Here is a 22,966-nt window from a genome sequence, read left to right on the forward strand (position 1 = left end):
TTAACCCTCCGGACTCAAGCGCAACAGTTCGCCGTTAGACTCGTCGGTTAATACGTACAGATAGCCGTCGGGTCCCACGCGGACGTCGCGGATACGCTTCCCGCGCGCCTCCAGTAACCTCCCCTCCTCGCGGACCTGATTACCGTCCACCGATAAGACAATAAGCGACGTCTCCTTCAGCGCGCCGATAAACAGCTTATGCTGCCACTGGGGAAAAGTCTGCGCCGCGTAAAAGGCCATCCCGCTCACCCCTGGGGAGACCGGCCAGACATACAGGGGAGGCTCGGTACCCGGGGCCGTCTTGCCCTTGGCCTCCGGGATCGGCAGGCCGCTGTAGTTAATGCCATGCGTCGCCAGCGGCCAGCCGTAGTTTTTCCCCGCCTGCGGGATGTTAATTTCATCCCCGCCGCGGGGGCCGTGCTCATTGAGCCACAGCGCGTCGCTCCATGGGTTCATCGCCATGCCCTGCGGATTGCGAATACCGTAGGCCCAGATCTCTGGCCTGGCGTCAGCCCGGCCGACAAAGGGATTATCCGGTGGAACGTCCCCGCTCTCCGTCAGGCGGACCACTTTCCCCTGCAGCTTGCTGAGCTCCTGGGCGGTGGCGCGCTGATTGTTCTCTCCCAGACCGATAAACAGATACCCTTTGCCGTCGAACACCAGCCGGCCACCGAAATGATTGCCCACGGAGAGCTTCGGCTGCTGGCGAAACACCACGGTAAAGTTCGACAGCTGCGTGGCATCCTCACTTAACCGCCCGTAGCCTACCGCGGTGCCCGCTTTGCCGCTGGCGTCGCTTTCCGCATAGCTCAGCCAAACCCGCCGCGACTGCGCAAAATCCGGCGCCAGCGCCACATCCAGTAAGCCGCCCTGGCCGTTGGCCCACACCTGCGGCACGCCGGATATCGGCGCCGACAGGCCTTTACCTGGCTGCCAGCGCTTGAGCTCGCCGCCGCGCAAAGTAATCAACATGCCCTGATCGTCAGGGAGAAACGCCAGGCCCCACGGATGGGCCAGCCGGTTTTGCAATACCTCCACCCGCACCGCGGCCTGGCTCAGGGCTGGCAGCGCTAAGGCGCTCAATATCAACAGCAGCGGGATCGGACGCATGGCATTCTCCTTTAGTCAGCTCTGCGCTAAAGGGTAGCCAGCGGGGAAATTTGCGCGGGGATTTTTACATAACCTTTAACAGGGGAAGCGTCCACTTCCCCTGAGTTTCAGCCGATCAGGCATGAGTGATTGGCGACAATTTATTCAATTTATGAATATTTGAAGTCAATCCTGTCAGACAGCGTTCTAGCTTCTCTACGTTAACAGCGATGTACAGCGGACAATCATGATGCCCGCTCATCAGGCATACTGCAGCGGCGGCGAGGGACTCGCCCGCCAGGCGAAGGGCCTCCTTCTCCTCCGGTGAAACGACATTCTGCAGGCGCGGGGCCTGCGCACGCATTTCACGGCAAAGCTCAAACAAGTTATCACGCAGATGGTCATTTTCGCTGACTGACATGTAGCCTTTAGCCTTTCGCAGCTGCAGATAGGCATCAATATCGATATTGGCATTGATGAGCTTCTGCAAAAGGTGGCGATATTGTCTGTCAACGGTCATCACAGTTCCTCCTCTGTCGTCCTTTACCCTTCTCATGATGCGGTTATTTTTTGTGCAAAATGATGCGCCAGGTCAATTATTCCCAAGCCTGTAACACCCTTTACAATGTGACAACCTTACCGCTTTGTAGGATATATACCAAATATAATGGTATACGATCACAATTAATTTCAAAAGAAATCAACTCGCGATTATTACCATTAAAAGGCGGAAATAGTGCTGCTAAGATCACACTACACCACAAATGCTATTGCGCGATCGCCAGCCAGAATGCCATAACAAATCATTAATGTAATACGTATAACATTTCATAAAAACAGCGAACGCTGCCCGCGGATCGCTGATAATCTCTCTGCCCGTTTGCAAGGAACTGAAACATGACGCCCGGTAAAAGAAACTACCTCCTGTTGAGTCTTTTCGATTTCCTCTACCTGTTCGCCTGGTCGTCGACCATGGCTTTCTTCGTCATCTGGACCACCCAGCATCTTGGCATCAGCGCCACGAAGACTGGCCTGCTGTACTCGGTCAACGCTTTTATCGCCCTGCTGATGCAACCTTTCTTCGGCTTTATCTCCGACAAGTTCGGCCTGAAAAAACGGCTTATCTGGCTGCTGGTCGCCCTGCTCCTGCCGGTGGGCCCCTTCTTTATCTATGTTTACGCGCCGCTGCTGGTGCACAATTTCTGGTTCGGCGCGCTGCTGGGGGGGATCTATCTGGGGATCATCTTTAACTCCGGCTGCGGGGTGATCGACTCTTACATCGATAAGATTTCCCGTCGCTACCAGTTCGAATACGGTCGGGTGCGGATGTGGGGCTCGTTAGGCTGGGCAGCGGCGGCCTGGATTGTGGGTAAATATATCGACAGCAATCCTAATCTGGCCTTCTGGCTCGCCAGCCTTGCCATCGTCATCGCCGCCATCTGCTTTATGCTGACCAAAATTGAATTAACCGACGCCGATGTGGCGCGAAGCGAATCGCTGAAGGTCTCCCATGCCCTCGAGCTGGCGAAGAATGGTCAGTTCTGGATGCTGCTGCTCTTTACCCTGTTCGTCACGCAAATTTATGACACCTACGATCAGCAGTTTGCCCAGTATTTCTCGCTGCAGTTCCCGACGCCGGAGGAAGGCAACCGCTGGTATGGGATCCTCGCCTCCATTCAGGTGTGCGGCGAAACGCTGTTCTTATGCCTGATGCCGTGGTTTGTTAACCGGACCGGCGCCAAATGGGCGCTGATCATCGCCGGGTTGATCATGTCGGTACGTATTGTCGGGTCAGCCGTGCCCCTCGGTCCGGTGTGGATTGGCGCGGTGAAAATGATGCATGCCCTGGAGAAACCGTTAATTCTGGTATCGGTCTTTAAATTCATCGCTGCCAACTTCGACCACAAGCTCTCTTCGACGGTCTATTTGCTGGTGCTGTTTGTCGCCTCGATCGCCACCGCCATCTACTCTCCGCTGGCAGGCTATCTGTACGATACCATTGGCTTCGCCGACACCTATCTGATCCTCGGCGGCATCGCCGGGCTCTTTACGCTGATCTCCATTTTCACCCTGAAGGATAAGCGCGAGCCGAAAAAGCCCAGCGCCAGGCCTTCCGGGGCCGTTACCCCGGCGCAATAATCCTCTGCCCGGTAGCCACGCCGGGCGCTACACGTTGCGCGCGACTAACGGCTTTTGCAGGAGCGTTTCCAGCACCCGCAGCGGCGAGAGCTGCGGGTGACTCATCGCTTTCACCGGCAACAGAAAGGTCTGCTCAAGCAGATACTGGCCGCGCATCGCGGCGTGCGGGGTCTGATCGGAAAAGCAGATCCAGGTACTGCCGGCGGCAAAGTCGATCTCCTGCTGCACCCCCTGTCGCTGGTACTCAGGGGTGCTTTTCATCGCATCGTGCAGGGCCAGCATCAGATGATCGTAATGGCTACGCCGACTTTTGGTGATCCCCAGCGCTGCCAGCAGCCAGGCGCCTGACGGCGACCAGGGTTTCAGCCGCGGCAGAAAGCGTGCCGCGAGGGTATCGAAATGCTCCCCTGTCCGCCAGGTTCGCGGTTCGCCGCGGGGATGAATATTGCAAAAGATGCGCAGAATACGATCACCCTTGACCGGGCGCGACGGGAATGCGTCCACATGCAGGCGCGAATCGTCTTTGCGCCAGGAGGTCGTTTCACGCCAGGCGGTAATGGGATGCAGACGCAGACTGGTTTGCGGATGGTGCAGCGCCTCGCCATAGCCTGGCAATAACGCGTCGATCAGCTGCAGCGTCATCTGGTGGTAACGCGCCATCAACCGGGCGATGGCAGCCGTTTTCTGCTTATCCGCCACGCCTCTGAGCGTGCGGGTGTCGGGTTGATAGCTGATATTCTTGCGCCGCGGCGCGACCAGCTCAGGGGTCAGCAATGCCTGCTCCGTGGCGGTTAATGAAAACGCCAGCTGCGGCAGATAGAGCACATTCCCCTGCTCAAGGGAGTGTTGGATCTGCGGCGGTTGCGGGGGGATCTCCAGATTACTGAATGGCAGGGTGGCTATCGCCACCGGGGAGCCTGTTGGTGTCATTTCCTTGCCTCTTCTCCTCGCGGTCATCGAGGTATTTAGTAAAGAAATTGTTATCATTTTGTAGATTACAACGTAAATGACGGGCGTTTTTATCAGGAATGGCGGTTTTGACCCGGTGCTGAAGCCCACGCGCTCCTCACCCGAGCGCTTTTTCACCATTAACCGTGACGGAGCTATACTCTTTTTCGCAAAGATCTGTAGAATTCCTGCCCTGACCATTCCAATAACTGAACACTTTTTAAGCTATGAGCAATGTCACGCACCAGCCGAAAATCGGCTTCGTCTCCCTGGGCTGCCCTAACAATCAATAAATAAAATCAGCCTAATAAATATTCATTCAACGTTTTCTATTGAAAAGACAAAAAAAAGAGGCCATTGGCCTCTTTTGTTTTCCTAAAATTTATCCCTTAGGCGGATATGGATCGTTGCCATATGAGTCACGAGAACGAATCTGCCCATCACGTCCATGAATTAACAATTCACTTTGTTGATGTCGAGCAATCTCACGAGCAGCTTCTATAGCTTCAGCTTGCGTTGAATGTACAGAAGTTGCTCGTTCATTACCTTCACCTTTTACAGCCCATCCATCAGAATGCGTTACTACGTGTTGGTTCTTACCCATACAAGTTACCTGCTGCGTGAAATACACCATGTGGTGCAATAAGCAAATATAGGCACTATATGTTGCGTTACGCTTGCTTAAAATCACATTTTTAATAATCAACCGTCACCACCTCGCAAATCACATTCGTGCCATTCCATTCATCTTTGTAGATACTGGTGTCGATACCGCAACCAGGCTGGAACGTGTACCCCGTCTCTTTCACGAACTTCTGGTACTTAGCTGTCTGTACTGAAGCGTCATAGTACCTATGGCCTGAGTACTTAAACCCTGCGGAACCTTGCGGTACGATCCATATCCCATATGAGGATAAGGTACTTGCATGTTCTATCACCTTGTATTCAAACTCTGAGCCTGTATAACGACCTGTATACGCTTCTGATGTGCTGATCTTACCGAAAGGTGGATTGCCATAGGCAACATCGTAGAAACGGTCTGGTGAGTACTGGAGAGCGTCACCAATGATCCATTCTGCCTCTGGTAGCAACCTCTTCCCGATCATTACATACTCTGGATTGAGTTCAGCACAGGTAATGTGTGTTGGGTTGTTTCTCAAGTATTGGTAGTAGCTGAGGCGACCTATACCCGCACAAAGTTCAATACATTGACCAGTATAACCAGCATCAAGTATGAAATCCCACGCGAGCATTTCAGGTGTGAAGAAAGCACCAGTAGCCCCTATACCATCGCCTTTGTAGTTATTGAAGATAAACTCTTTATTGTCTTGTGTGAGTTGCTTCTCAGAGTGGATGAGATCCATAACCTGAATGTGTAATGCTGATTCCTTTTTAGTAATTCTTGCCATAAGATCCCCTTGTACAGTAGTTGTACGGGTATTTAGGAAATAATAATGAAATCCCTAATAATGATTCTTATCCCGTTAACATTAGCGGGATGTGCAGCAGTACAATATAATGATGGTAAAACTGTTAGTATTCAGTCTGACGGTTGGTATGGTTTAGATAGCTTACAAAAAACAGCAAATGAAGCATGTCTGCAGTATGGAAAGGAAAAGGCAACATATGTTCATAGTGCCAATATGAACCCACATCTACCTAAAGGTAGTGGTGTACAGAATACGATCTGGAAATGTGAATAAATTTTTTGGGCTACAATTTAATGTAGCCTAAAATAATTATCTATAACATCTAATAATTAATCTAATCATTTAAAAACAAATAAACTATCCACATCGACAGTATCACTTTGTATTTTAGAGACTTCATTATTGAACTGTTTGTAATAGTATAAGGATTGCGTAATAGAGTCATTGAGCTTGTCAAGTTGTGACTCTACCTTACCTGGGTTAACAAACTGACCAAGTTCTTCATTATTTTCATATTCTAATGAAGTTATAAGGACTTCTCGAATACCAATCACACTAAGCATCAAAAATTGGTGATTTCTCAGAATTTTATCAAAAGTATCAACATCATCTCTAATTTTGCAACCAAGTATAGATGCACTCAGCAAGTTTGTTTTTAATATGTTATTTTTATTATGTAAATCTTTAACTACAGCACTTAATTTTTCATTATACTTAATAAAAACCTCAATACAATAATGCTCTTCATCGGGGGGCAAACTTTTATGAAACCGTTTTATAGTATGCTCCAAAACATAGAGGCTATCAAAAACCTCATCTAATTGTGAAATCTGTGGCAAATCCTTTTGAATTATATCAAAAGCTAATTTTGCTGCATTCTTTCTTTTTTCCTGACCTAAATAATCTTTTGCAAAATAGAAGGCATAAAAAGCTATTAAAAGCGATGCCATCGATGATATAGCACTTATATAATCAGTAATTTTAACATCTTTGAATAGAGCAGGATTAAAAACAAACAGGGAGCACAATAACAAAAATGTAAAAATCAGAACCACAGCCGTGGAGATTATATATTTCACAACCAATGCCCCTAAAATATATTAACTTATGTTCAAGTGCGGTCGATTTATCAACATTAGATCAACAAAATACATGTAATGTTATCAACAAAGAGCTTTTAATTTCAAGTGTTTTATAAAAATAATTAACACTATATAGCATAATTTCTTATTAATTGCTTCATAAACCAATGAAATTGTTTTGCATACATTATTAACAACCCAATTGCTTTTATACATTTAAAAAACAACATAAGCAACCCATTTAAAATTTAAAAAAGCCCTTATGGGGCTTTATATTTGGTTACCACTAAGTAGCAAAATTAGAATTCTGATAATGTCAGATAGTGGCAACGAGAATACAACGATACCAAAGTAATCTAAAAGAGGTACTATAATGTAGTTGTATGTAATAATGATAGTACATGCATAACCTAAGAATGATCTCCAGCCTCTACCAGCTTTGATCTCTTCACGGTTTGTTTCCTGTGCTTCATTCGTTTTTTCTGTTTCAAGTTCGTCTTTAGATTTTTCAACTTCGGTTTTATTCTTGGTTGTAAGCATCCCGGTAAAGCGGACCATTCACATTTAGAGATCTTCCTGCATACTGATTATGTTCCTGGAGGAGATCGCCATGCGCAAAGCCCGATTCACCGAACACCAGATCATCGCCGTTCTGAAGTCCGTCGAAGCCGGACGCACCGTCAAAGATGTGTGCCGCGAAGCCGGGATTTCTGAGGCCTCGTACTACAACTGGAAAGCGAAGTTCGGCGGTATGGAAGCCTCTGATATCAAAAAGATGAAGGACCTCGAAGATGAAAACCGCCGGTTGAAACAGATGTTTGCGGACCTGAGCCTCGAGTGCCGCGCCCTGAAAGACGTTATTGAAAAAAAGCTTTAAAACCAGCGATAAAGCGTGAGCTGGTCAGCTATCTGACCGCACAGTTTGCCATGAGCTTACGTCAGGCATGCAGGACATTGTCGCTGAGCAGGACGGTATTTCATTATCAGCCGGATACGCGACGGGATGAGCCGGTAATTATGGCGCTGACCGTGGCGGCTGAACGCTATCCACGATACGGATTTAAAAAGCTTTTTCAGGTCCTTCGCAGGCAGGGCAACGCCTGGAACCATAAGCGCGTTCACCGGATTTACTGCCTGCTGAAACTGAATTTTCGCCGTAAGGGAAAACAGCGCCTGCCGGTGCGCAATCCGGCTCCGCTGGCAACACCAGAGGCGATGAACCAGAGCTGGTCGATCGATTTTATGCACGATGCGCTGGTGTGCGGCAGACGCTTCCGGACCTTCAACGTGGTGGATGATTATAACCGGGAAGCGCTGGCGATCGAAATTGACCTGAATATCCCGGCGCAGCGGGTTGTCAGAGTGCTGGACAGGATCGTGGCAAACCGCGGATATCCGCTGAAGATGCGGATGGATAACGGTCCGGAGCTGGTCTCGCTGACGCTGGCACAATGGGCAGAAGAGCATGGTGTGATGCTGAAATTTATCAGGCCCGGCAAGCCAACACAGAATGCCTTTATCGAACCATTCAACCGGACGTACCGGACAGAAATACTGGATTTTTATCTGTTCAGAACACTGAACGAAGCACGTGAAATTACAGAGCGCTGGCTGGCTGAATATAACAGCGAGCGCCCCCATGAATCCCTGAATAACCTGACGCCGGAAGAATACCGGATGATGGCTGAAACTCCGGAAATCTCAAAAAGTGCGTGGAACTAAAACGGGTGCGCTTACACTTCATCCACCAGATCACGTGAAAGGCGGTCAAGATTCTCACAGTAAAGCCATGAGTCAGACGGTATAGCAGCGTTTTTTACGGCGTCTATGAAGTCGCCCAACTTACCCGCCCTGTTCTTTCCGCGAAAAGCACTTACGCCAGGCTCGATAATTTCAACCATTTCAAGGCCAGCTTCTTCAGCACAGGCTTTCGCCGCCGCTACCTGTCTGGTTCTGGTAGTCCCTTTATCCTGCCTATCTGTTGACCACCTGATGTAGCTATAAAGTTGCGGCATCTATATAATCCCCGGCATTGTGAGCAACTGATTGTACAAAAAAATGTCTAAGATTGGATTTATATCATTAGGGTGCCCAAAAAATCTCGTGGACTCAGAGCGTATCCTGACCGAACTGCGCACCGAAGGTTATGACGTCGTCCCCACCTACGACAACGCCGATATGGTCATCGTTAACACCTGCGGCTTTATCGATAGCGCTGTGCAGGAATCGCTGGAAGCGATCGGCGAAGCGTTAAAAGAGAACGGCAAGGTGATCGTCACCGGCTGCCTCGGCGCGAAAGAGGATCAGATCCGCGAAGTTCACCCGAAGGTGCTGGAGATCACCGGCCCGCACAGCTATGAGCAGGTGCTGGAGCACGTCCACCACTACTCGCCGAAGCCGAAGCACAACCCGTTCCTCAGCCTGGTGCCGGAACAGGGCGTTAAGCTGACGCCGCGTCACTACGCCTACTTAAAAATTTCTGAAGGCTGCAACCATCGCTGCACCTTCTGCATCATCCCGTCCATGCGTGGCGATCTGGTGAGCCGTCCGATTGGCGAAGTGCTGGCGGAAGCCAAACGCCTCGCTGACGCCGGCGTAAAAGAGCTGCTGGTGATTTCTCAGGACACCTCCGCCTACGGCGTCGATGTCAAGCACCGTACCGGTTTCCACAACGGCATGCCGGTGAAGACCAGCATGGTCAGCCTGTGCGAAGAGCTGGCGAAGCTCGGCATCTGGGTGCGCCTGCATTATGTTTACCCGTATCCGCACGTCGACGATGTGATCCCGCTGATGGCGGAAGGCAAAATTCTGCCGTACCTCGATATTCCGCTGCAGCACGCCAGCCCGCGTATTCTGAAGCTGATGAAGCGTCCTGGCTCTGCAGACCGCCAGCTGGCGCGCATTAAGCAGTGGCGTGAAATTTGCCCGGATCTGACCCTGCGCTCTACCTTTATCGTGGGCTTCCCGGGCGAAACGGAAGAAGATTTCCAGATGCTGCTCGACTTCCTGAAAGAGGCGCGTCTCGACCGCGTCGGCTGCTTCAAGTACAGCCCGGTTGAAGGCGCCACCGCCAACGAACTGGCGGATCAGGTGCCGGAAGAGGTGAAAGAGGAGCGCTGGAACCGCTTTATGCAGCTGCAGCAGCAGATCTCTGCCGAGCGTCTGCAGGAGAAAGTGGGCCGCGAAATCCTGGTGCTGGTGGATGAAGTTGACGAAGAAGGCGCCATTGGCCGCAGCATGGCCGACGCCCCGGAAATCGACGGCGCGGTCTACCTGAACGGCGAAACCCGCGTTAAGCCGGGCGACGTGGTGCGGGTGAAAGTCGAGCATGCCGACGAATACGACCTGTGGGGTACCCGGGTCTAGTCCAGCTTCCCGGATAGCGGCTTATCGCATTCCCCAGCCTACGGGGTCCTCCCGTAGGCTCACCCCCCAGGTCCGCGCAAGCGCAGCGCCGCCGGGCAAGCATTGATTATCTTCCAGGCAGCCCTGTTGCGCCGTTATTTTGCCGGGTGGCGCTACGCTTACCCGGCCTGCAGGGTCCAGTCCCAATATGTGAATCGCCGCTGGACATGGGGCCGCTGAAACTGCCGGTGCTGGCGGCCTCAACATCGCTGAGACGTTCCCGGAAGGCCGGGGCAGCCCGCATGGATGCGGGCTGAGGGCCGTGTTTTGCACGGACGCTGCCTCGGCCCGACCCGAAGCCTGCAGGGATAAGTCGAAGGCACCACGCAGTGGCGATGTTGCTGGCCGGAGCCCGGGGGTACAGGGGGCGGCGGCGACTGGCCGCCCCCTGTGCGCTCCCTGCGCTATGAGAGACATAACGCAGAAGATTAACCGGGAGCGCAATGTGCGCTGAAGCCACAAATAATATAAAGCACCGCACGGCGAAGCTTTCCCTCACCCTAACCCTCTCCCGGAGGGCGAGGGAACCGTCCGGCAGTCGTTTCGCCCCACACCGCTCCCTGCGCTATGAGAGACATAACCCAGAAGATTAACCGGGAGCGCAATGTGCACTGAAGCCACAAATAATATAAAGCACCGCACGGCGAAGCTTTCCCTCACCCTAACCCTCTCCCGGAGGGCGAGGGAACCGTCCGGCAGTCGTTTCGCTCCACACCGCTCCCTGCGCCATGAGAGACATAACGCAGAAGATTAACCGGGAGCGCAATGTGCGCTGAAGCCGCAAATAATATAAAGCACCGCACGGCGGTGCTTTCCCTCACCCTACCCCTTTAACTTCGGATCCAGCGCATCGCGCAGGCCATCGCCCAGCAGATTAAACGCCAGCACGGTCACGAAAATCGCCACCGCCGGAAACAGCGCTACGTGCGGGGACATCACCATATCCGCCCGCGCCTCGTTGAGCATCGCGCCCCACTCCGGGGTGGGCGGCTGCGCGCCGAGGCCAAGAAACGACAGACTGGCCGCCGAAATAATCGATACCCCAATACGCATGGTGAAATAAACCACGATCGATGACACCGTCCCCGGCAGGATGTGGTTGAACAGAATGGTGGCGTCGCTGGCGCCGATGCTGCGCGCCGATTCAATAAAGGTCTGCTGCTTTAACACCAGCGTATTGCCGCGCACCAGACGAGCAAACGCCGGGATCGAGAAGATCGCCACGGCGATGATCACGTTGGCCATCCCGCTGCCCATGACAGCGACCACCGCGATCGCCAGCAGGATCCCCGGAAAGGCGAACAGCACGTCGCAAAGTCGCATAATGAGCCGGTCCCACCAGCCCTCATAGTAGCCGGCCAGCAGCCCAAGCACCGTGCCGATAGCCGCGCCAATCAGCACCGCCAGTACCCCGGCAGCCAGCGAGATCTGCGCCCCGACCAGCACCCGGCTGAAAATATCGCGCCCCAGCGAGTCGACACCGAACCAGTGCACCAGCGAGGGCCCCTCGTTAAGCCGGTCATAATCGAAATAATTTTCCGCATCGTACGGCGCTATCCATGGCGCAACGATGGCTACCGCAATCAGCAACAGCACGAAAATACCAGCGCCCATCGCCACCGGCTGGCGACGAAAGCGCCGCCAGAACTCATGCCATGGGGTATGGATCTCGCCGGGTCTGATACCCGGCATGGCGTTCAGCGCCGCCTGCCTTCTCCAGTTGAGCAATCGCACCTTACTTATACCTGATAGCCGGGTTAATGGCCGCGTACAGCACATCCACCACTAAATTGATAAGAATAAACTCCAGCGAAAAGAGCAGGACTTCCGCCTGAATTACCGGGTAATCGCGCATCTCTACCGAATCGACCAACAGGCGCCCAAGTCCCGGCCAGTTAAACACCTTTTCCACGACGATCGACCCACCGAGCAGAAAGCCGAACTGTAGCCCCATCATGGTCACCACCGGGATCATCGCATTGCGCAGGCCATGCTTGAGCACCACCCACGTTTCGCTCACCCCTTTCGCCCGCGCGGTACGCATATAGTCTTCATGCAACACATCAACGAACGACGCGCGGGTAAAGCGCGCCATGACCGCCGCTACCGCCGCGCCAAGGGTCAACGACGGCAAAATATAGTGCCGCCAGCTGTCGGCCCCCACCGTCGGCAGCCAGCCCAGCTCAACCGAAAACACCTGCATCAGCAGCATGCCGAGAGCAAAAGCCGGAAACGAAATGCCGCTCACCGCCAGCGCCATTCCCAGACGGTCGGGCCAGCGATTGCGCCACACCGCGGCCGCGATCCCCGCCGCCATCCCGAACAGTACCGCCCAGCTCATGCTGGCCAGCGTCAGCCACAGCGTGGGCATAAAGCGGCTGGCTATTTCACTGGAAACGGGACGCCGCGAGGCCATGGAAATGCCAAAATCGCCGCGCAGCACGTTGGTGATGTAGTGCCAGAACTGGACATGCAGCGGCTGGTCAAGCCCCAGCTGCTGGCGCACCATCGCCACCACCTGGGCATCGGCCTCCGGTCCGGCAATCAGCCGCGCCGGGTCACCGGGCAGCATATGGACGAACAGAAACACCAGTACTGCGACGATAAGCAGGGTGGGGATCAGCCCCAGCAGGCGCTTAATCACATAGTTGAGCATCATACCTCCGCAACCCGCCCCGCGGAAAAACCGCCCCCCGCGCGCTGGCGCCGGAGAGCATCATCCCATCCTTCACGGTGTTAAATCTGCCTGTTCAAAACTAAAGCCAGTATCCGGCTGGATATAGAAACCGGTGAGGTTCTTGCTGTGGGCGGAGACCAGTTTCTCGACCACCAGCGGTACCCACGGCGACTCTTTCCAGATAATATCCTGCGCCTCTTTATAGAGTTTGGTTTTCTCTTGCGGGTCGGTGGTTTTCAGCGCCTCGCTCAGCGCGTTATCCACCTGCGGGTTGCTGTAAAACGCGGTATTAAACAGCGTCGGCGGCCAGTTTTGCGAGGCGAACAGCGGCGACAACGCCCAGTCGGCTTCACCGGTGGAGGCGGACCAGCCGGTATAGAACATCCGTACCCCGCTCTCTTTCTGCCCTTTACCTTCCACTTCCGCCGCCCGCTGACCAGCGTCCATCGCCGTCACCTGCGCCTTAATCCCCACCTGCGCCAGCTGCTGCTGGGTGAACTGCAGTACTTTCTGCGCGGTGCTGTGATTATGTGATGACCACAGCGTGGTGCTGAAACCGTTAGGGTAGCCAGCCTCTTTCAGCAACTGGCGAGCTTTCGCCGGATCGTAGGGCCAGGCGGTGTAAGTCTGGGCGTAGGCAATCGACGGCGGCACCACCCCGGTCGCCGGGGTGGCGTATCCGGCAAACGCCACCTTGACCAGCGCCTGACGGTTAATCGCATAGTTGATGGCTTCACGCACCTTCGGATTATCGAACGGCTTCTGCGTCACGTTCATGCTGATGTAGCGCTGCATGATCGACGGGCTGGCCACCAGCTCCAGTTTGCTGTTTTTTGCCAGCAGCGGCGCCTGTTCGTAAGGGATCGGGAAAGCAAACTGCGCTTCGCCGGTCTGCAGCATCGCCGCCCGGGTGTTGTTATCCACCACCGGACGCCAGGTGATGGAGTCCAGCTTCGGCAGGCCTGGCTGCCAGTAACCATCGAACTTGCTGACCTTCACGAAATCTGTCTGGTTCCAGGTGTCGAGCTTATACGGCCCGGTACCCACCGGATGGAAGCCAATATCCTTGCCATATTTTTTCAGCGCCGCCGGCGAAATCATCGCTGTCGCCGGATGGGCGAGAATGTTAATAAACGCCGAGAAGGGCTGCTTCAGGGTAATTTTGACCGTGGTCGGATCGACCGCCTCGGTGCTGGCGATATTTTTATACAGGTTATAGCGCTTGAGATGGTTATCCGGGTTACGCGCGCGGTCGAGGTTAGCCTTGACCGCCTCGGCGTTAAAGTCGGTGCCATCCTGGAATTTCACCCCGCTGTGCAGCTTGATGGTGTACACCAGGCCGTCCGGTGACACGGTATAGCTCTCGGCAAGAACATTTTGTAGCTTCATCTCTTTATCAAGGCCGAACAGGCCTTGATAAAAGGACTTCGCCACCGCCTGCGACAGGGTATCGTTGGCATCATAGGGATCGAGCGTCGTAAAGTTAGACCCGACCGCCACGACCACATCTTTGGCGGCAAAGGCAGGGGCGCTCGCCAGGGCCGCCGCGATACTCAGCGCCAGCCACCATTTGCGTGAAACAGGTTGTGTCATCGTATTCTCCTGAAAAGGTGCGTTATGTGTTGTTATGCTCTGCCCAGCACATCGGCGGATTCGCGGGCGACAAAGTGGTCCGGCCCAACCTGCTGCAATGGCACGCTGGCCATCTCCTCGCCCCGCTTATAGATATTGCCCGGGACGTCATCAGACAGCAGGACTCGCTGCGGATGACGGTAGGCCGGGTCGGCCACCGGTACGGCGGCCATTAGCTTACGGGTATAGGGGTGCTGCGGGTTTTCAAACACCGCACGGCGCGGGCCTATTTCGACAATGCGACCGCGATACATCACCGCCACGCGGTGGCTGATGCGCTCCACCACCGCCATATCATGGGAAATAAACAGAAACGCGATACCCATCTCGCGCTGCAGGTCGAGCATCAGATTGATAATCTGCGCCCGAATGGAGACATCCAGGGCCGACACCGACTCATCGGCTATCACCACCTTCGGATTCAGCGCCAGCGCGCGGGCAATGCAGATCCGCTGCCGCTGGCCGCCGGAAAAGGCATGGGGGTAACGCCAGGCATGCTCCGGCTGAAGCCCCACGCGCTTCAGTAGCCAGGAAACCCGCTCACGCGCGGCTTCACCATGCAGCAGGCCATGCACCCGCAGCGGCTCCATGATCGAGTCACCGACCGTCTGACGCGGGTCAAGCGAAGCGTAAGGATCCTGAAAAATAAACTGAATATTACGGCGCAGGGATTGCAGCTTGCTGCCGGAGAGCGTATCAATCCGTTGGCCGTCGAAGGTAATGGTGCCACCCTGGGTTTCGACCAGTCTCAGCAGCGCCCGGCCGGTGGTCGACTTGCCGCAGCCGGACTCTCCCACCAGCGACAGGGTCTCTCCCGGCCAGAGATCAAAACTGATCTTCTCCACCGCATGCACTTCGCGCGTCACGCGATTGAGCAGCCCACCGCGCACCGGAAAACGGGCCACCAGGTCGCGCACCTGCAGGATAGGCTCCCCCGCCGCCACCGTGTCTGGCGTTTCGGTCTCCGCCTGCGGCTGACCGGGAAGCGAAAAACGGCGCGGCAGATCCTGACCCCGCATCTCCCCCAGCCGCGGAACCGCCGCCAGCAGCGACTGAGTATAAGGGTGCTGCGGCGAACGAAAGATCTCCTCAACGCTGCCGGTCTCTACCGCCTCACCGCGATACATCACCAGCACCCGATCGGCGATATCGGCCACGACGCCCATATCGTGGGTAATAAAGATCACCCCCATCGCCATCTCCTTTTGCAGGACGGCAATGAGTTGCAAAATTTGCGCCTGGATGGTGACATCCAGGGCCGTGGTCGGCTCATCGGCTATCAACACCGCCGGCCGGCAGGAGAGCGCCATGGCGATCATCACCCGCTGGCGCATGCCGCCGGAGAGCTGGTGCGGATAGCGTGAGAGCATCTCTTCCGCCTGGGGAATACGCACCTGGTCGAGCATCTTTTTCGCCGCGCGCAGCGCCTCTTCGCGCCCCAGCCCCTGGTGCAGGCGCAGGGATTCGGCGATTTGTTCGCCGATGGTAAAAACCGGATTCAGCGAGGTCATCGGCTCCTGAAAAATCATGGCCAGATCCGCGCCGCGCACCCGGCGCATCTCGGCGTCCGTTTGCTCATTGAGCGCGATCACCTGCCGGTTACGCCGCCGCAGCCACAGCCCCTCGCTGCTCACTTCGCTGCTGGCGGCGTCAAGCAAACGCATCAGCGCCAGCGCGGTCACCGATTTTCCCGAACCGGACTCACCCACTATCGCCAGCGTCTCGCCGCGACGCAGGCTGAAGGATAGCTGACGCACGGCCTGCACCTCTGGCGCATCCTGTTGGCGAAAGGCCACGTTCAGGTTGCGCACTACCAGCACTTCGCAGGTATCGGTTTCGTGAGTTTGCGACACTCTCCCTCTCCCTTCTTCTATTCGCGATAAATGCCAATGGTCGGCGTATCGCCGGCATAGCACCAGGCGCGGTACATGCCTTCACTGTTAAACGGTAAAACGACGTTACCTTCGCGATCGACGGCAATCAGCCCGCCGCTACCGCCGAGAGCCGGCAGTTTCTCCATCACCACCCGCTCGCAGGCGGTGTAGAGACTCAACTGACCATACTCCATTAAGGCGGCGATATCGTAGGCCGCCAGGGTGCGCATAAAGACTTCGCCGGTGCCGGTGCAGGAGACCGCCACGCTGGCATTGTTGGCATAGCATCCCGCGCCCGGCAGCGGGCTGTCGCCGACGCGTCCGGGCAATTTGTTGGTCATGCCGCCGGTGGAGGTTGCCGCCGCCAAATTGCCAGCCAGGTCGAGCGCCACCGCGCCGACGGTGCCCATTTTCTGGCGTTCATCGAGCGGGGCGGCGTGGTGGTCGAGGATAATCTCCCCGCCCGCTTTCGCCTCCTGCAGCTGCAGCAGGCGCTCGGGCGTGGAGAAGAGATCGTTTTCCACGCGTTCCATCCCCCGGGAGAAGGCGAAATTTTCCGCGCCCTCGCCAATCAGCAGCACGTGCGGGCTCTCCTCCAGTACCAGACGCGCCGCCAGCACCGGATTACGCAAATGTTTGACCCCGGCCACCGCGCCCGCCTGCAGGCTGTAGCCATCCATTACGCAGGCGTCCAGCTCATGGGTTTGATCGTGGGTAAATACCGCGCCCATCCCGGCGTTAAACAGCGGGCACTCTTCCAGCAGCCGAACGGCCTCGGTTACGGTATCCAGCGCACTGGCGCCCGCAGCCAACATCTTCTGCCCGCTTTCGACGATAGTCGACAGCGCCGCCGCATACTCTCGCTCCCGCTCCGGCGTCATCTGCGCGCGAGAAATCGCCCCTGCGCCGCCGTGAATTGCTATAACCGCCTTGCCCATTTCGCCAGTCCTTAACGATGAAGTGGATCGCCCCTGCCCCGTCGTACCGCGGCGCGGCGCCGGTCACGTCAGGAATAAGGGTATTGATATCATTATATTGCTGAATGTCTTATACAATTTTTGAATATAGAAAGAGCGGCGGGCGATGTAAAGCCTCGTACCCAGGTGGCATACAGCCCGCGCCGCTTTTCTGCCATAATAGGCGTTTTCGCTGTTTTGCCCGCAGGAGTGACCCATGGATTTTACCGCCGGACTGATGCCGCTCGACACAGCCCTCGCCCAGATGCTCGATCGTATTACGCCGCTGAACGCGACGGAAACTGTACCGCTGTTGCAGGCCTTCTCGCGTGTGACTGCCCATGACATCGTCTCCCCGCTGGATGTGCCCGGCTTTGATAACGCCGCGATGGATGGCTATGCCGTCCGGCTAAGCGACCTTCGCGACGGCGCGGCGCTGCCGGTCGCCGGTAAGGCCTTTGCCGGCCAACCGTTTCACGAGACCTGGCCCACCGGCACCTGTATCCGCATCATGACCGGCGCGCCGGTGCCTGCGGGCTGCGACGCGGTGGTCATGCAGGAAGAGACCGAACAGACCGACGCCGGCGTGCACTTTACCGCGCCGGTGAAAGCCGGGCAGCACATTCGCCGTCGCGGAGAAGATATCGCCCACGGCGCGGTGGTCTTCCCGGCGGGGACGCCCCTGACGGTGGCCGAGCTGCCGGTGCTGGCCTCGCTGGGCATTGCCGAGGTCGAGGTGGTGCGCAAGGTCCGCGTCGCGGTCTTCTCAACCGGCGATGAGCTGCAGCTGCCGGGTCAACCGCTCGGCGACGGCCAGATTTACGATACCAACCGCCTGGCGGTGCACCTGATGCTGCAGCAGCTGGGCTACGAGGTCATTAACCTCGGCATTATTCCTGACGACCCGGCGAAGCTGCGTGACGCGTTTATCGCCGCCGACCAGCAGGCCGACGTGGTCATCAGCTCCGGTGGCGTCTCGGTGGGCGAAGCCGACTACACCAAAACCATTCTTGAAGAGCTGGGGGAGATCGGCTTCTGGAAACTGGCGATCAAGCCGGGGAAACCCTTCGCCTTCGGCAAACTCAGTAGCAGCTGGTTCTGCGGCCTGCCGGGTAACCCGGTTTCCGCCACCGTCACCTTCTGTCAGTTGGTGCAGCCGCTGCTGGCGAAACTCTCGGGCAAGCACGGCCCGCTTCAGGCAACCCGCCTGCGGGTACGCGCCGCCACGCGACTGAAGAAGTCGCCGGGCCGTCTCGACTTCCAGCGCGGTATTCTGCAGCGCAACCCCGACGGCGAGCTGGTGGTGACCACCACCGGCCATCAGGGCTCGCACATTTTCAGCTCATTCAGCCTCGGTAACTGCTTTATCGTACTGGAGCGCGAACGCGGCCACGTCGAAGCGGGCGAATGGGTCGAAGTCGAGCCCTTTAATCATCTGTTTGGGGGGCTGTAATGGCCGTTGAGCTGAGCGACGAGGAGATGCTGCGCTATAACCGGCAGATCATCTTGCGCGGTTTTGATTTCGACGGTCAGGAGCGGCTAAAAGCCGCTCGCGTACTGGTGGTCGGCCTCGGCGGGCTCGGCTGCGCCGCCGCTCAATATCTGGCGGCGGCCGGCGTGGGTCAGCTCACCCTGCTCGATTTCGACACCGTCTCGCTGTCCAACCTCCAGCGCCAGACGCTGCACAGCGACGCGACCATCGGCCAACCGAAGGTGGATTCTGCCCGCGAGGCGCTGGCGCGCATTAACCCGCACGTCCGGCTGGTCCCGCTCAATGCCTTGCTGGATGAGACCGCGCTGGCGGGGCAGATTGCCGATCACGATCTGGTGCTGGACTGCACCGACAACGTCGCCATTCGTAACCAGCTCAACGCCGGCTGTTTCCAGCACACCACCCCGCTGGTCTCCGGGGCGGCGATCCGCATGGAGGGGCAAATCAGCGTCTTCACGTATCAGGATGGCGAACCCTGCTACCGCTGCCTGAGCCGTCTGTTCGGCGAAAATGCCCTCACCTGCGTCGAAGCCGGGGTAATGGCCCCGCTGGTGGGCACCATCGGTTCGCTGCAGGCGATGGAGGCCATTAAACTGCTGACCGGCTACGGCACCCCTGCCAGCGGAAAAATCGTGATGTACGACGCCATGACCTGCCAGTTTCGTGAAATGAAGCTGATGCGTCATCCGCAGTGCGAGGTATGCGGCTCGCACTAACCCCCACACCGGCGACGAGGGTCGTCGGTGGTTTTGTGACCTCTCTCGTTTTTTTATCCCCAGGAGCTTAGCCCCATCCCGCTTGTTGATTTGCGTCAATATAACCTTCATTCGAAGGTGTTTTTATATTCATACGCAAACAAGAGGATAAGCCATGATCTTCAACATCCAGCGCTACTCCACCCATGACGGCCCAGGGATCCGTACCGTCGTCTTCCTGAAAGGCTGCTCGCTGGGCTGCCGCTGGTGCCAGAACCCGGAAAGCCGCGCCCGCAGCGAAGATCTGCTGTATGACTCGCGGCTGTGCCTGGCCGGCTGCGATCTGTGCCAGCAGGCGGCGCCGGAGGTTATCACCCGTACCCTCGATGGTTTGATCATTGATCGGCAAAACGTTAACGACAAGCATATTACTGCGCTGCGTGACTGCTGCCCCACCACCGCGCTAACGGTCTGCGGCGAGGAGAAAAACGTCGAAGCGATCATGGCGACGGTGCTGCGTGATAAACCGTTCTACGATCGCAGCGGCGGCGGCATCACCCTTTCCGGCGGCGAACCCTTTATGAACCCGACGCTGGCGCAGGCGCTTTTCGAAGCCAGCCATCAGGCAGGTATTCACACCGCCGTGGAAACCTGCCTGCACGTGCCGTGGAAATACATTGAACCGGCTTTACCCTTTGTCGACCTGTTTCTCGCCGACCTGAAACACGTCGACGAGGCCGTTTTCCAGCAGTGGACCGACGGCAGCGCCCGCCGGGTGCTGGATAACCTGCAGCGACTGGCGCAGGCAGGGAAAAAAATGATTATTCGCGTGCCGCTGATCCAGGGATTCAACGCCAGTGAAGCCGACATTGCCGCGATCACCGATTTTGCCGCCGACCGCCTGCAGGTCAGCGAGATCCATTTCCTGCCGTACCACACGCTGGGAATGAACAAATACCAGTTACTCAGTCAGCCCTACACCGCACCGGACAAACCGCTGGATGCTCCTGAGCTGCTCGCCTTCGCGCAGGATTATGCGCGGAGCAAGGGGCTAGCGGCGATCTTACGAGGATAACCTTATGACGACTCTCAAACTCAATACCCTCAGCGCCCGCATCCAGGCCCATAAAATGGCGCTGGTGCATATTGTCAAACCGCCGGTCTGTACCGAACGCGCCCGCCACTACACCGAGATGTATCAGCAGCATCTTGATAAGCCAATCCCGGTGCGTCGCGCCCTGGCGCTGGCACATCACCTTGCCGAGCGCACCATCTGGATCAAGCACGACGAACTGATCGTCGGCAACCAGGCCAGCGAAGTGCGCGCTGCGCCGATTTTCCCGGAATACACCGTCAGCTGGATTGAGAAAGAGATCGACGATCTTGCCGACCGCCCCGGCGCCGGCTTCTCGGTCAGCGAAGAGAACAAACGCGTGCTGCATGAAGTGTGCCCATGGTGGCGCGGGCAGACCGTACAGGACCGCTGCTACGGTATGTTTACCGATGAGCAGAAGGCGCTCCTCGCCACCGGTATTATCAAGGCGGAAGGCAACATGACTTCCGGTGACGCTCACCTGGCGGTCAACTACCCGCTGCTGCTGGAGAAAGGCCTCGACGGTATGCGCGCCAAGGTCGCCGAACGCCGGTCGCGCATTAACCTGACGGTGCTGGAAGATCTGCACGGCGAGCAGTTCCTGAAAGCGATTGATATCGTTCTGGAAGCGGTCAGCGACCACAGCAAACGCTTCGCCGCGCTGGCGCGCGAGATGGCGACAGCAGAATCCCGTGAATCACGCCGCCACGAACTGCTGACGATAGCCGAAAACTGCGACATCATCGCCCATGAGCCGCCGAAAACCTTCTGGCAGGCGCTGCAGCTGTGCTACTTCATTCAGCTAATCCTGCAGATTGAATCTAATGGCCACTCGGTCTCCTTTGGCCGTATGGACCAGTACCTCTATCCGTACTACCGTCGCGACGTTGAACTGCAGCAGTCGCTGGATCGCGAACAGGCCATTGAGCTGCTGCACAGCTGCTGGCTGAAGCTGCTGGAGGTCAACAAAATTCGCTCCGGCTCGCACTCCAAGGCCTCTGCCGGCAGCCCGCTGTACCAGAACGTCACCATTGGCGGCCAGAACCTGGTCGACGGCCAGCCGCAGGACGCCGTCAACCCGCTGTCGTATGCCATCCTGGAATCCTGTGGTCGTCTGCGCTCTACCCAGCCGAACCTCAGCGTGCGTTACCATGCCGGGATGAGCAACGACTTCCTCGACGCCTGCGTCCAGGTGATCCGCTGCGGCTTCGGCATGCCGGCGTTTAATAACGACGAAATCGTCATCCCGGAATTTATCAAACTCGGCATCGAGCCGCAGGACGCCTACGATTATGCCGCTATCGGCTGCATCGAAACCGCGGTTGGCGGCAAATGGGGCTACCGCTGCACCGGCATGAGCTTTATCAACTTCGCGCGGGTGATGCTGGCGACGCTGGAAGGTGGCCGCGATGCCACCAGCGGTCAGGTATTCCTGCCCCAGGAGCATGCCCTGTCGAAAGGCAACTTCGCTAATTTCGACCAGGTGCTGGCAGACTGGGATAACCAGATCCGCTACTACACCCGTAAATCCATTGAGATTGAGTACGTGGTCGATACCATGCTGGAGGAAAACGTCCACGATATTCTCTGTTCGGCGCTGGTGGATGACTGTATCGAACGGGCGAAAAGCATCAAGCAAGGCGGCGCGAAATATGACTGGGTTTCCGGCCTGCAGGTGGGTATCGCCAACCTCGGCAACAGCCTGGCGGCGGTGAAAAAACTGGTCTTCGATCAGGGCGCCATCGGCCAGCAGGAACTGGCGAAGGCGCTGGCGGAAGATTTCGACGGTCTGACCCACGAGCAACTGCGCCAGCGGTTGATCAACGGCGCGCCGAAGTACGGTAACGATGATGACAGCGTCGACGAGTTGCTGGCGCGGGCCTACCAGACCTATATCGACGAGCTGAAGCAGTATCACAACCCGCGCTATGGCCGCGGCCCAATCGGCGGCAACTATTACGCTGGCACGTCGTCTATCTCCGCCAACGTTCCGTTCGGCGCCCAGACGATGGCGACACCGGATGGCCGTAAAGCGCACACCCCGCTGGCGGAAGGGGCCAGCCCGGCCTCCGGTACCGACCATCTGGGGCCGACAGCGGTCATCAGTTCGGTGGGCAAACTCCCCACCGGCGCGATCCTCGGCGGCGTGCTGCTTAACCAGAAGCTGAATCCGTCCACCCTGGAGAATGAGTCCGACAAGCAGAAGCTGATGGTGCTGCTGCGCACCTTCTTCGAGGTGCACAAAGGCTGGCATATCCAGTACAACATCGTGTCCCGCGACACGCTGCTGGAGGCGAAGAAACACCCTGACCAGTACCGCGATTTAGTGGTCCGCGTCGCCGGATACTCGGCGTTCTTCACCGCCCTGTCGCCGGATACCCAGGACGATATCATCGCCCGAACCGAACATACGCTGTAACCCTTCGTGCCCGCTGGCGCTATGCTTAGCGGGCC

General features: G+C 56.4%; 21 protein-coding genes. 8 read left to right on the forward strand and 13 right to left on the reverse strand.

What is annotated here, in order from left to right; all coding sequences use genetic code 11:
* Together AC3EMD_RS18200 and bssR are read right to left on the reverse strand one after the other, a co-directional pair.
* On the reverse strand, positions 1-1,110 hold the full coding sequence (locus AC3EMD_RS18200; RefSeq protein ID WP_012542355.1) for a PQQ-dependent sugar dehydrogenase: 1,110 nt from the start codon (positions 1,108-1,110) through the stop codon (positions 1-3).
* A 115-nt stretch (positions 1,111-1,225) separates the two neighbouring features.
* Complete coding sequence (bssR, locus tag AC3EMD_RS18205; RefSeq protein WP_012968643.1) at positions 1,226-1,609, reverse strand: biofilm formation regulator BssR; 384 nt, start codon at positions 1,607-1,609, stop codon at positions 1,226-1,228.
* 377 nt (positions 1,610-1,986) lie between these two features.
* Between bssR and AC3EMD_RS18210 the strand changes: the two genes are divergently transcribed.
* Positions 1,987-3,228, forward strand: a complete 1,242-nt coding sequence (locus tag AC3EMD_RS18210; RefSeq protein ID WP_012968644.1) for an oligosaccharide MFS transporter — start codon at positions 1,987-1,989, stop codon at positions 3,226-3,228.
* Between the two features lie 27 nt (positions 3,229-3,255).
* Here the strand turns inward: AC3EMD_RS18210 and kdoO are convergent, their stop codons facing one another.
* The 3 genes from kdoO to AC3EMD_RS18225 form a co-directional block, all read right to left on the reverse strand.
* Positions 3,256-4,158 (reverse strand): Kdo hydroxylase KdoO, encoded by a 903-nt coding sequence (kdoO, locus tag AC3EMD_RS18215; RefSeq protein ID WP_022065299.1) that lies wholly within the window; start codon positions 4,156-4,158, stop codon positions 3,256-3,258.
* A 400-nt stretch (positions 4,159-4,558) separates the two neighbouring features.
* Positions 4,559-4,882 (reverse strand): DUF2188 domain-containing protein, encoded by a 324-nt coding sequence (locus AC3EMD_RS18220; RefSeq protein ID WP_436799137.1) that lies wholly within the window; start codon positions 4,880-4,882, stop codon positions 4,559-4,561.
* Positions 4,872-5,585 (reverse strand): class I SAM-dependent methyltransferase, encoded by a 714-nt coding sequence (locus AC3EMD_RS18225; protein WP_110210925.1) that lies wholly within the window; start codon positions 5,583-5,585, stop codon positions 4,872-4,874. Before AC3EMD_RS18225 ends, AC3EMD_RS18220 begins: the two co-directional genes overlap by 11 nt.
* 45 nt (positions 5,586-5,630) lie before the next feature.
* Between AC3EMD_RS18225 and AC3EMD_RS18230 the strand changes: the two genes are divergently transcribed.
* The gene (locus AC3EMD_RS18230) at positions 5,631-5,879 is read left to right on the forward strand and encodes a hypothetical protein (protein WP_110210924.1); all 249 of its coding nucleotides are present in this window, start codon (positions 5,631-5,633) and stop codon (positions 5,877-5,879) included.
* A 65-nt stretch (positions 5,880-5,944) separates the two neighbouring features.
* Here the strand turns inward: AC3EMD_RS18230 and AC3EMD_RS18235 are convergent, their stop codons facing one another.
* Together AC3EMD_RS18235 and AC3EMD_RS18240 are read right to left on the reverse strand one after the other, a co-directional pair.
* A complete protein-coding gene (locus AC3EMD_RS18235; RefSeq protein WP_110210923.1) occupies positions 5,945-6,685 on the reverse strand; it encodes a hypothetical protein in 741 nt (246 codons plus the stop codon).
* 273 nt (positions 6,686-6,958) lie between these two features.
* Positions 6,959-7,246: a hypothetical protein gene (locus tag AC3EMD_RS18240; protein WP_181402792.1), complete on the reverse strand. Its 288-nt coding sequence runs from the start codon at positions 7,244-7,246 to the stop codon at positions 6,959-6,961.
* A 52-nt stretch (positions 7,247-7,298) separates the two neighbouring features.
* On the opposite strand from AC3EMD_RS18240, the gene AC3EMD_RS18245 reads away from it, so the two are divergent.
* Positions 7,299-8,410 (forward strand): IS3 family transposase gene (locus AC3EMD_RS18245; RefSeq protein WP_110210922.1). Its coding sequence is split into 2 segments (ribosomal slippage): positions 7,299-7,560 and positions 7,560-8,410, totalling 1,113 coding nucleotides; the frame shifts between segments, so codons are not numbered across the junction.
* 11 nt (positions 8,411-8,421) lie between these two features.
* Here the strand turns inward: AC3EMD_RS18245 and AC3EMD_RS18250 are convergent.
* Positions 8,422-8,703 (reverse strand): recombinase family protein, encoded by a 282-nt coding sequence (locus tag AC3EMD_RS18250; protein WP_233432804.1) that lies wholly within the window; start codon positions 8,701-8,703, stop codon positions 8,422-8,424.
* Positions 8,704-8,746: 43 nt separating this feature from the next.
* Between AC3EMD_RS18250 and rimO the strand changes: the two genes are divergently transcribed.
* A complete protein-coding gene (gene rimO / locus AC3EMD_RS18255) occupies positions 8,747-10,054 on the forward strand; it encodes a 30S ribosomal protein S12 methylthiotransferase RimO (protein ID WP_032753919.1) in 1,308 nt (435 codons plus the stop codon).
* A gap of 861 nt (positions 10,055-10,915) precedes the next feature.
* Here rimO and gsiD read toward each other — a convergent pair.
* From gsiD to iaaA, 5 genes are all read right to left on the reverse strand, one after another.
* Positions 10,916-11,827, reverse strand: coding sequence for a glutathione ABC transporter permease GsiD (gene gsiD, locus AC3EMD_RS18260; RefSeq protein WP_004147729.1), 912 nt, complete (start codon positions 11,825-11,827; stop codon positions 10,916-10,918).
* A gap of 1 nt (position 11,828) precedes the next feature.
* Positions 11,829-12,749, reverse strand: a complete 921-nt coding sequence (gene gsiC / locus AC3EMD_RS18265) for a glutathione ABC transporter permease GsiC (RefSeq protein ID WP_008805798.1) — start codon at positions 12,747-12,749, stop codon at positions 11,829-11,831.
* A 72-nt stretch (positions 12,750-12,821) separates the two neighbouring features.
* The gene (gene gsiB, locus AC3EMD_RS18270; protein ID WP_012968646.1) at positions 12,822-14,363 is read right to left on the reverse strand and encodes a glutathione ABC transporter substrate-binding protein GsiB; all 1,542 of its coding nucleotides are present in this window, start codon (positions 14,361-14,363) and stop codon (positions 12,822-12,824) included.
* A 32-nt stretch (positions 14,364-14,395) separates the two neighbouring features.
* Positions 14,396-16,255, reverse strand: coding sequence for a glutathione ABC transporter ATP-binding protein GsiA (gene gsiA / locus AC3EMD_RS18275; RefSeq protein ID WP_008805797.1), 1,860 nt, complete (start codon positions 16,253-16,255; stop codon positions 14,396-14,398).
* A 17-nt stretch (positions 16,256-16,272) separates the two neighbouring features.
* On the reverse strand, positions 16,273-17,214 hold the full coding sequence (gene iaaA / locus AC3EMD_RS18280) for a beta-aspartyl-peptidase (protein ID WP_116696193.1): 942 nt from the start codon (positions 17,212-17,214) through the stop codon (positions 16,273-16,275).
* A 235-nt stretch (positions 17,215-17,449) separates the two neighbouring features.
* Here iaaA and moeA point away from each other — a divergent pair, with 235 nt between their 5' ends.
* From moeA to AC3EMD_RS18300, 4 genes are all read left to right on the forward strand, one after another.
* Positions 17,450-18,685, forward strand: a complete 1,236-nt coding sequence (gene moeA / locus AC3EMD_RS18285; protein ID WP_012542361.1) for a molybdopterin molybdotransferase MoeA — start codon at positions 17,450-17,452, stop codon at positions 18,683-18,685.
* Positions 18,685-19,440 (forward strand): molybdopterin-synthase adenylyltransferase MoeB, encoded by a 756-nt coding sequence (gene moeB, locus AC3EMD_RS18290; protein WP_012968648.1) that lies wholly within the window; start codon positions 18,685-18,687, stop codon positions 19,438-19,440. The genes moeA and moeB overlap by 1 nt, the downstream gene beginning before the upstream one ends.
* A 154-nt stretch (positions 19,441-19,594) precedes the next feature.
* Complete coding sequence (locus AC3EMD_RS18295) at positions 19,595-20,494, forward strand: glycyl-radical enzyme activating protein (protein ID WP_302073633.1); 900 nt, start codon at positions 19,595-19,597, stop codon at positions 20,492-20,494.
* 4 nt (positions 20,495-20,498) lie between these two features.
* Positions 20,499-22,931 carry a formate C-acetyltransferase/glycerol dehydratase family glycyl radical enzyme gene (locus AC3EMD_RS18300; RefSeq protein WP_012542364.1) on the forward strand — a complete coding sequence of 811 codons (2,433 nt, stop codon included), beginning with the start codon at positions 20,499-20,501 and terminating at the stop codon, positions 22,929-22,931.
* The last annotated feature ends 35 nt before the right edge of the window (positions 22,932-22,966 follow it).

The sequence above is a fragment of the Klebsiella sp. PK18 genome (assembly GCF_057784655.1).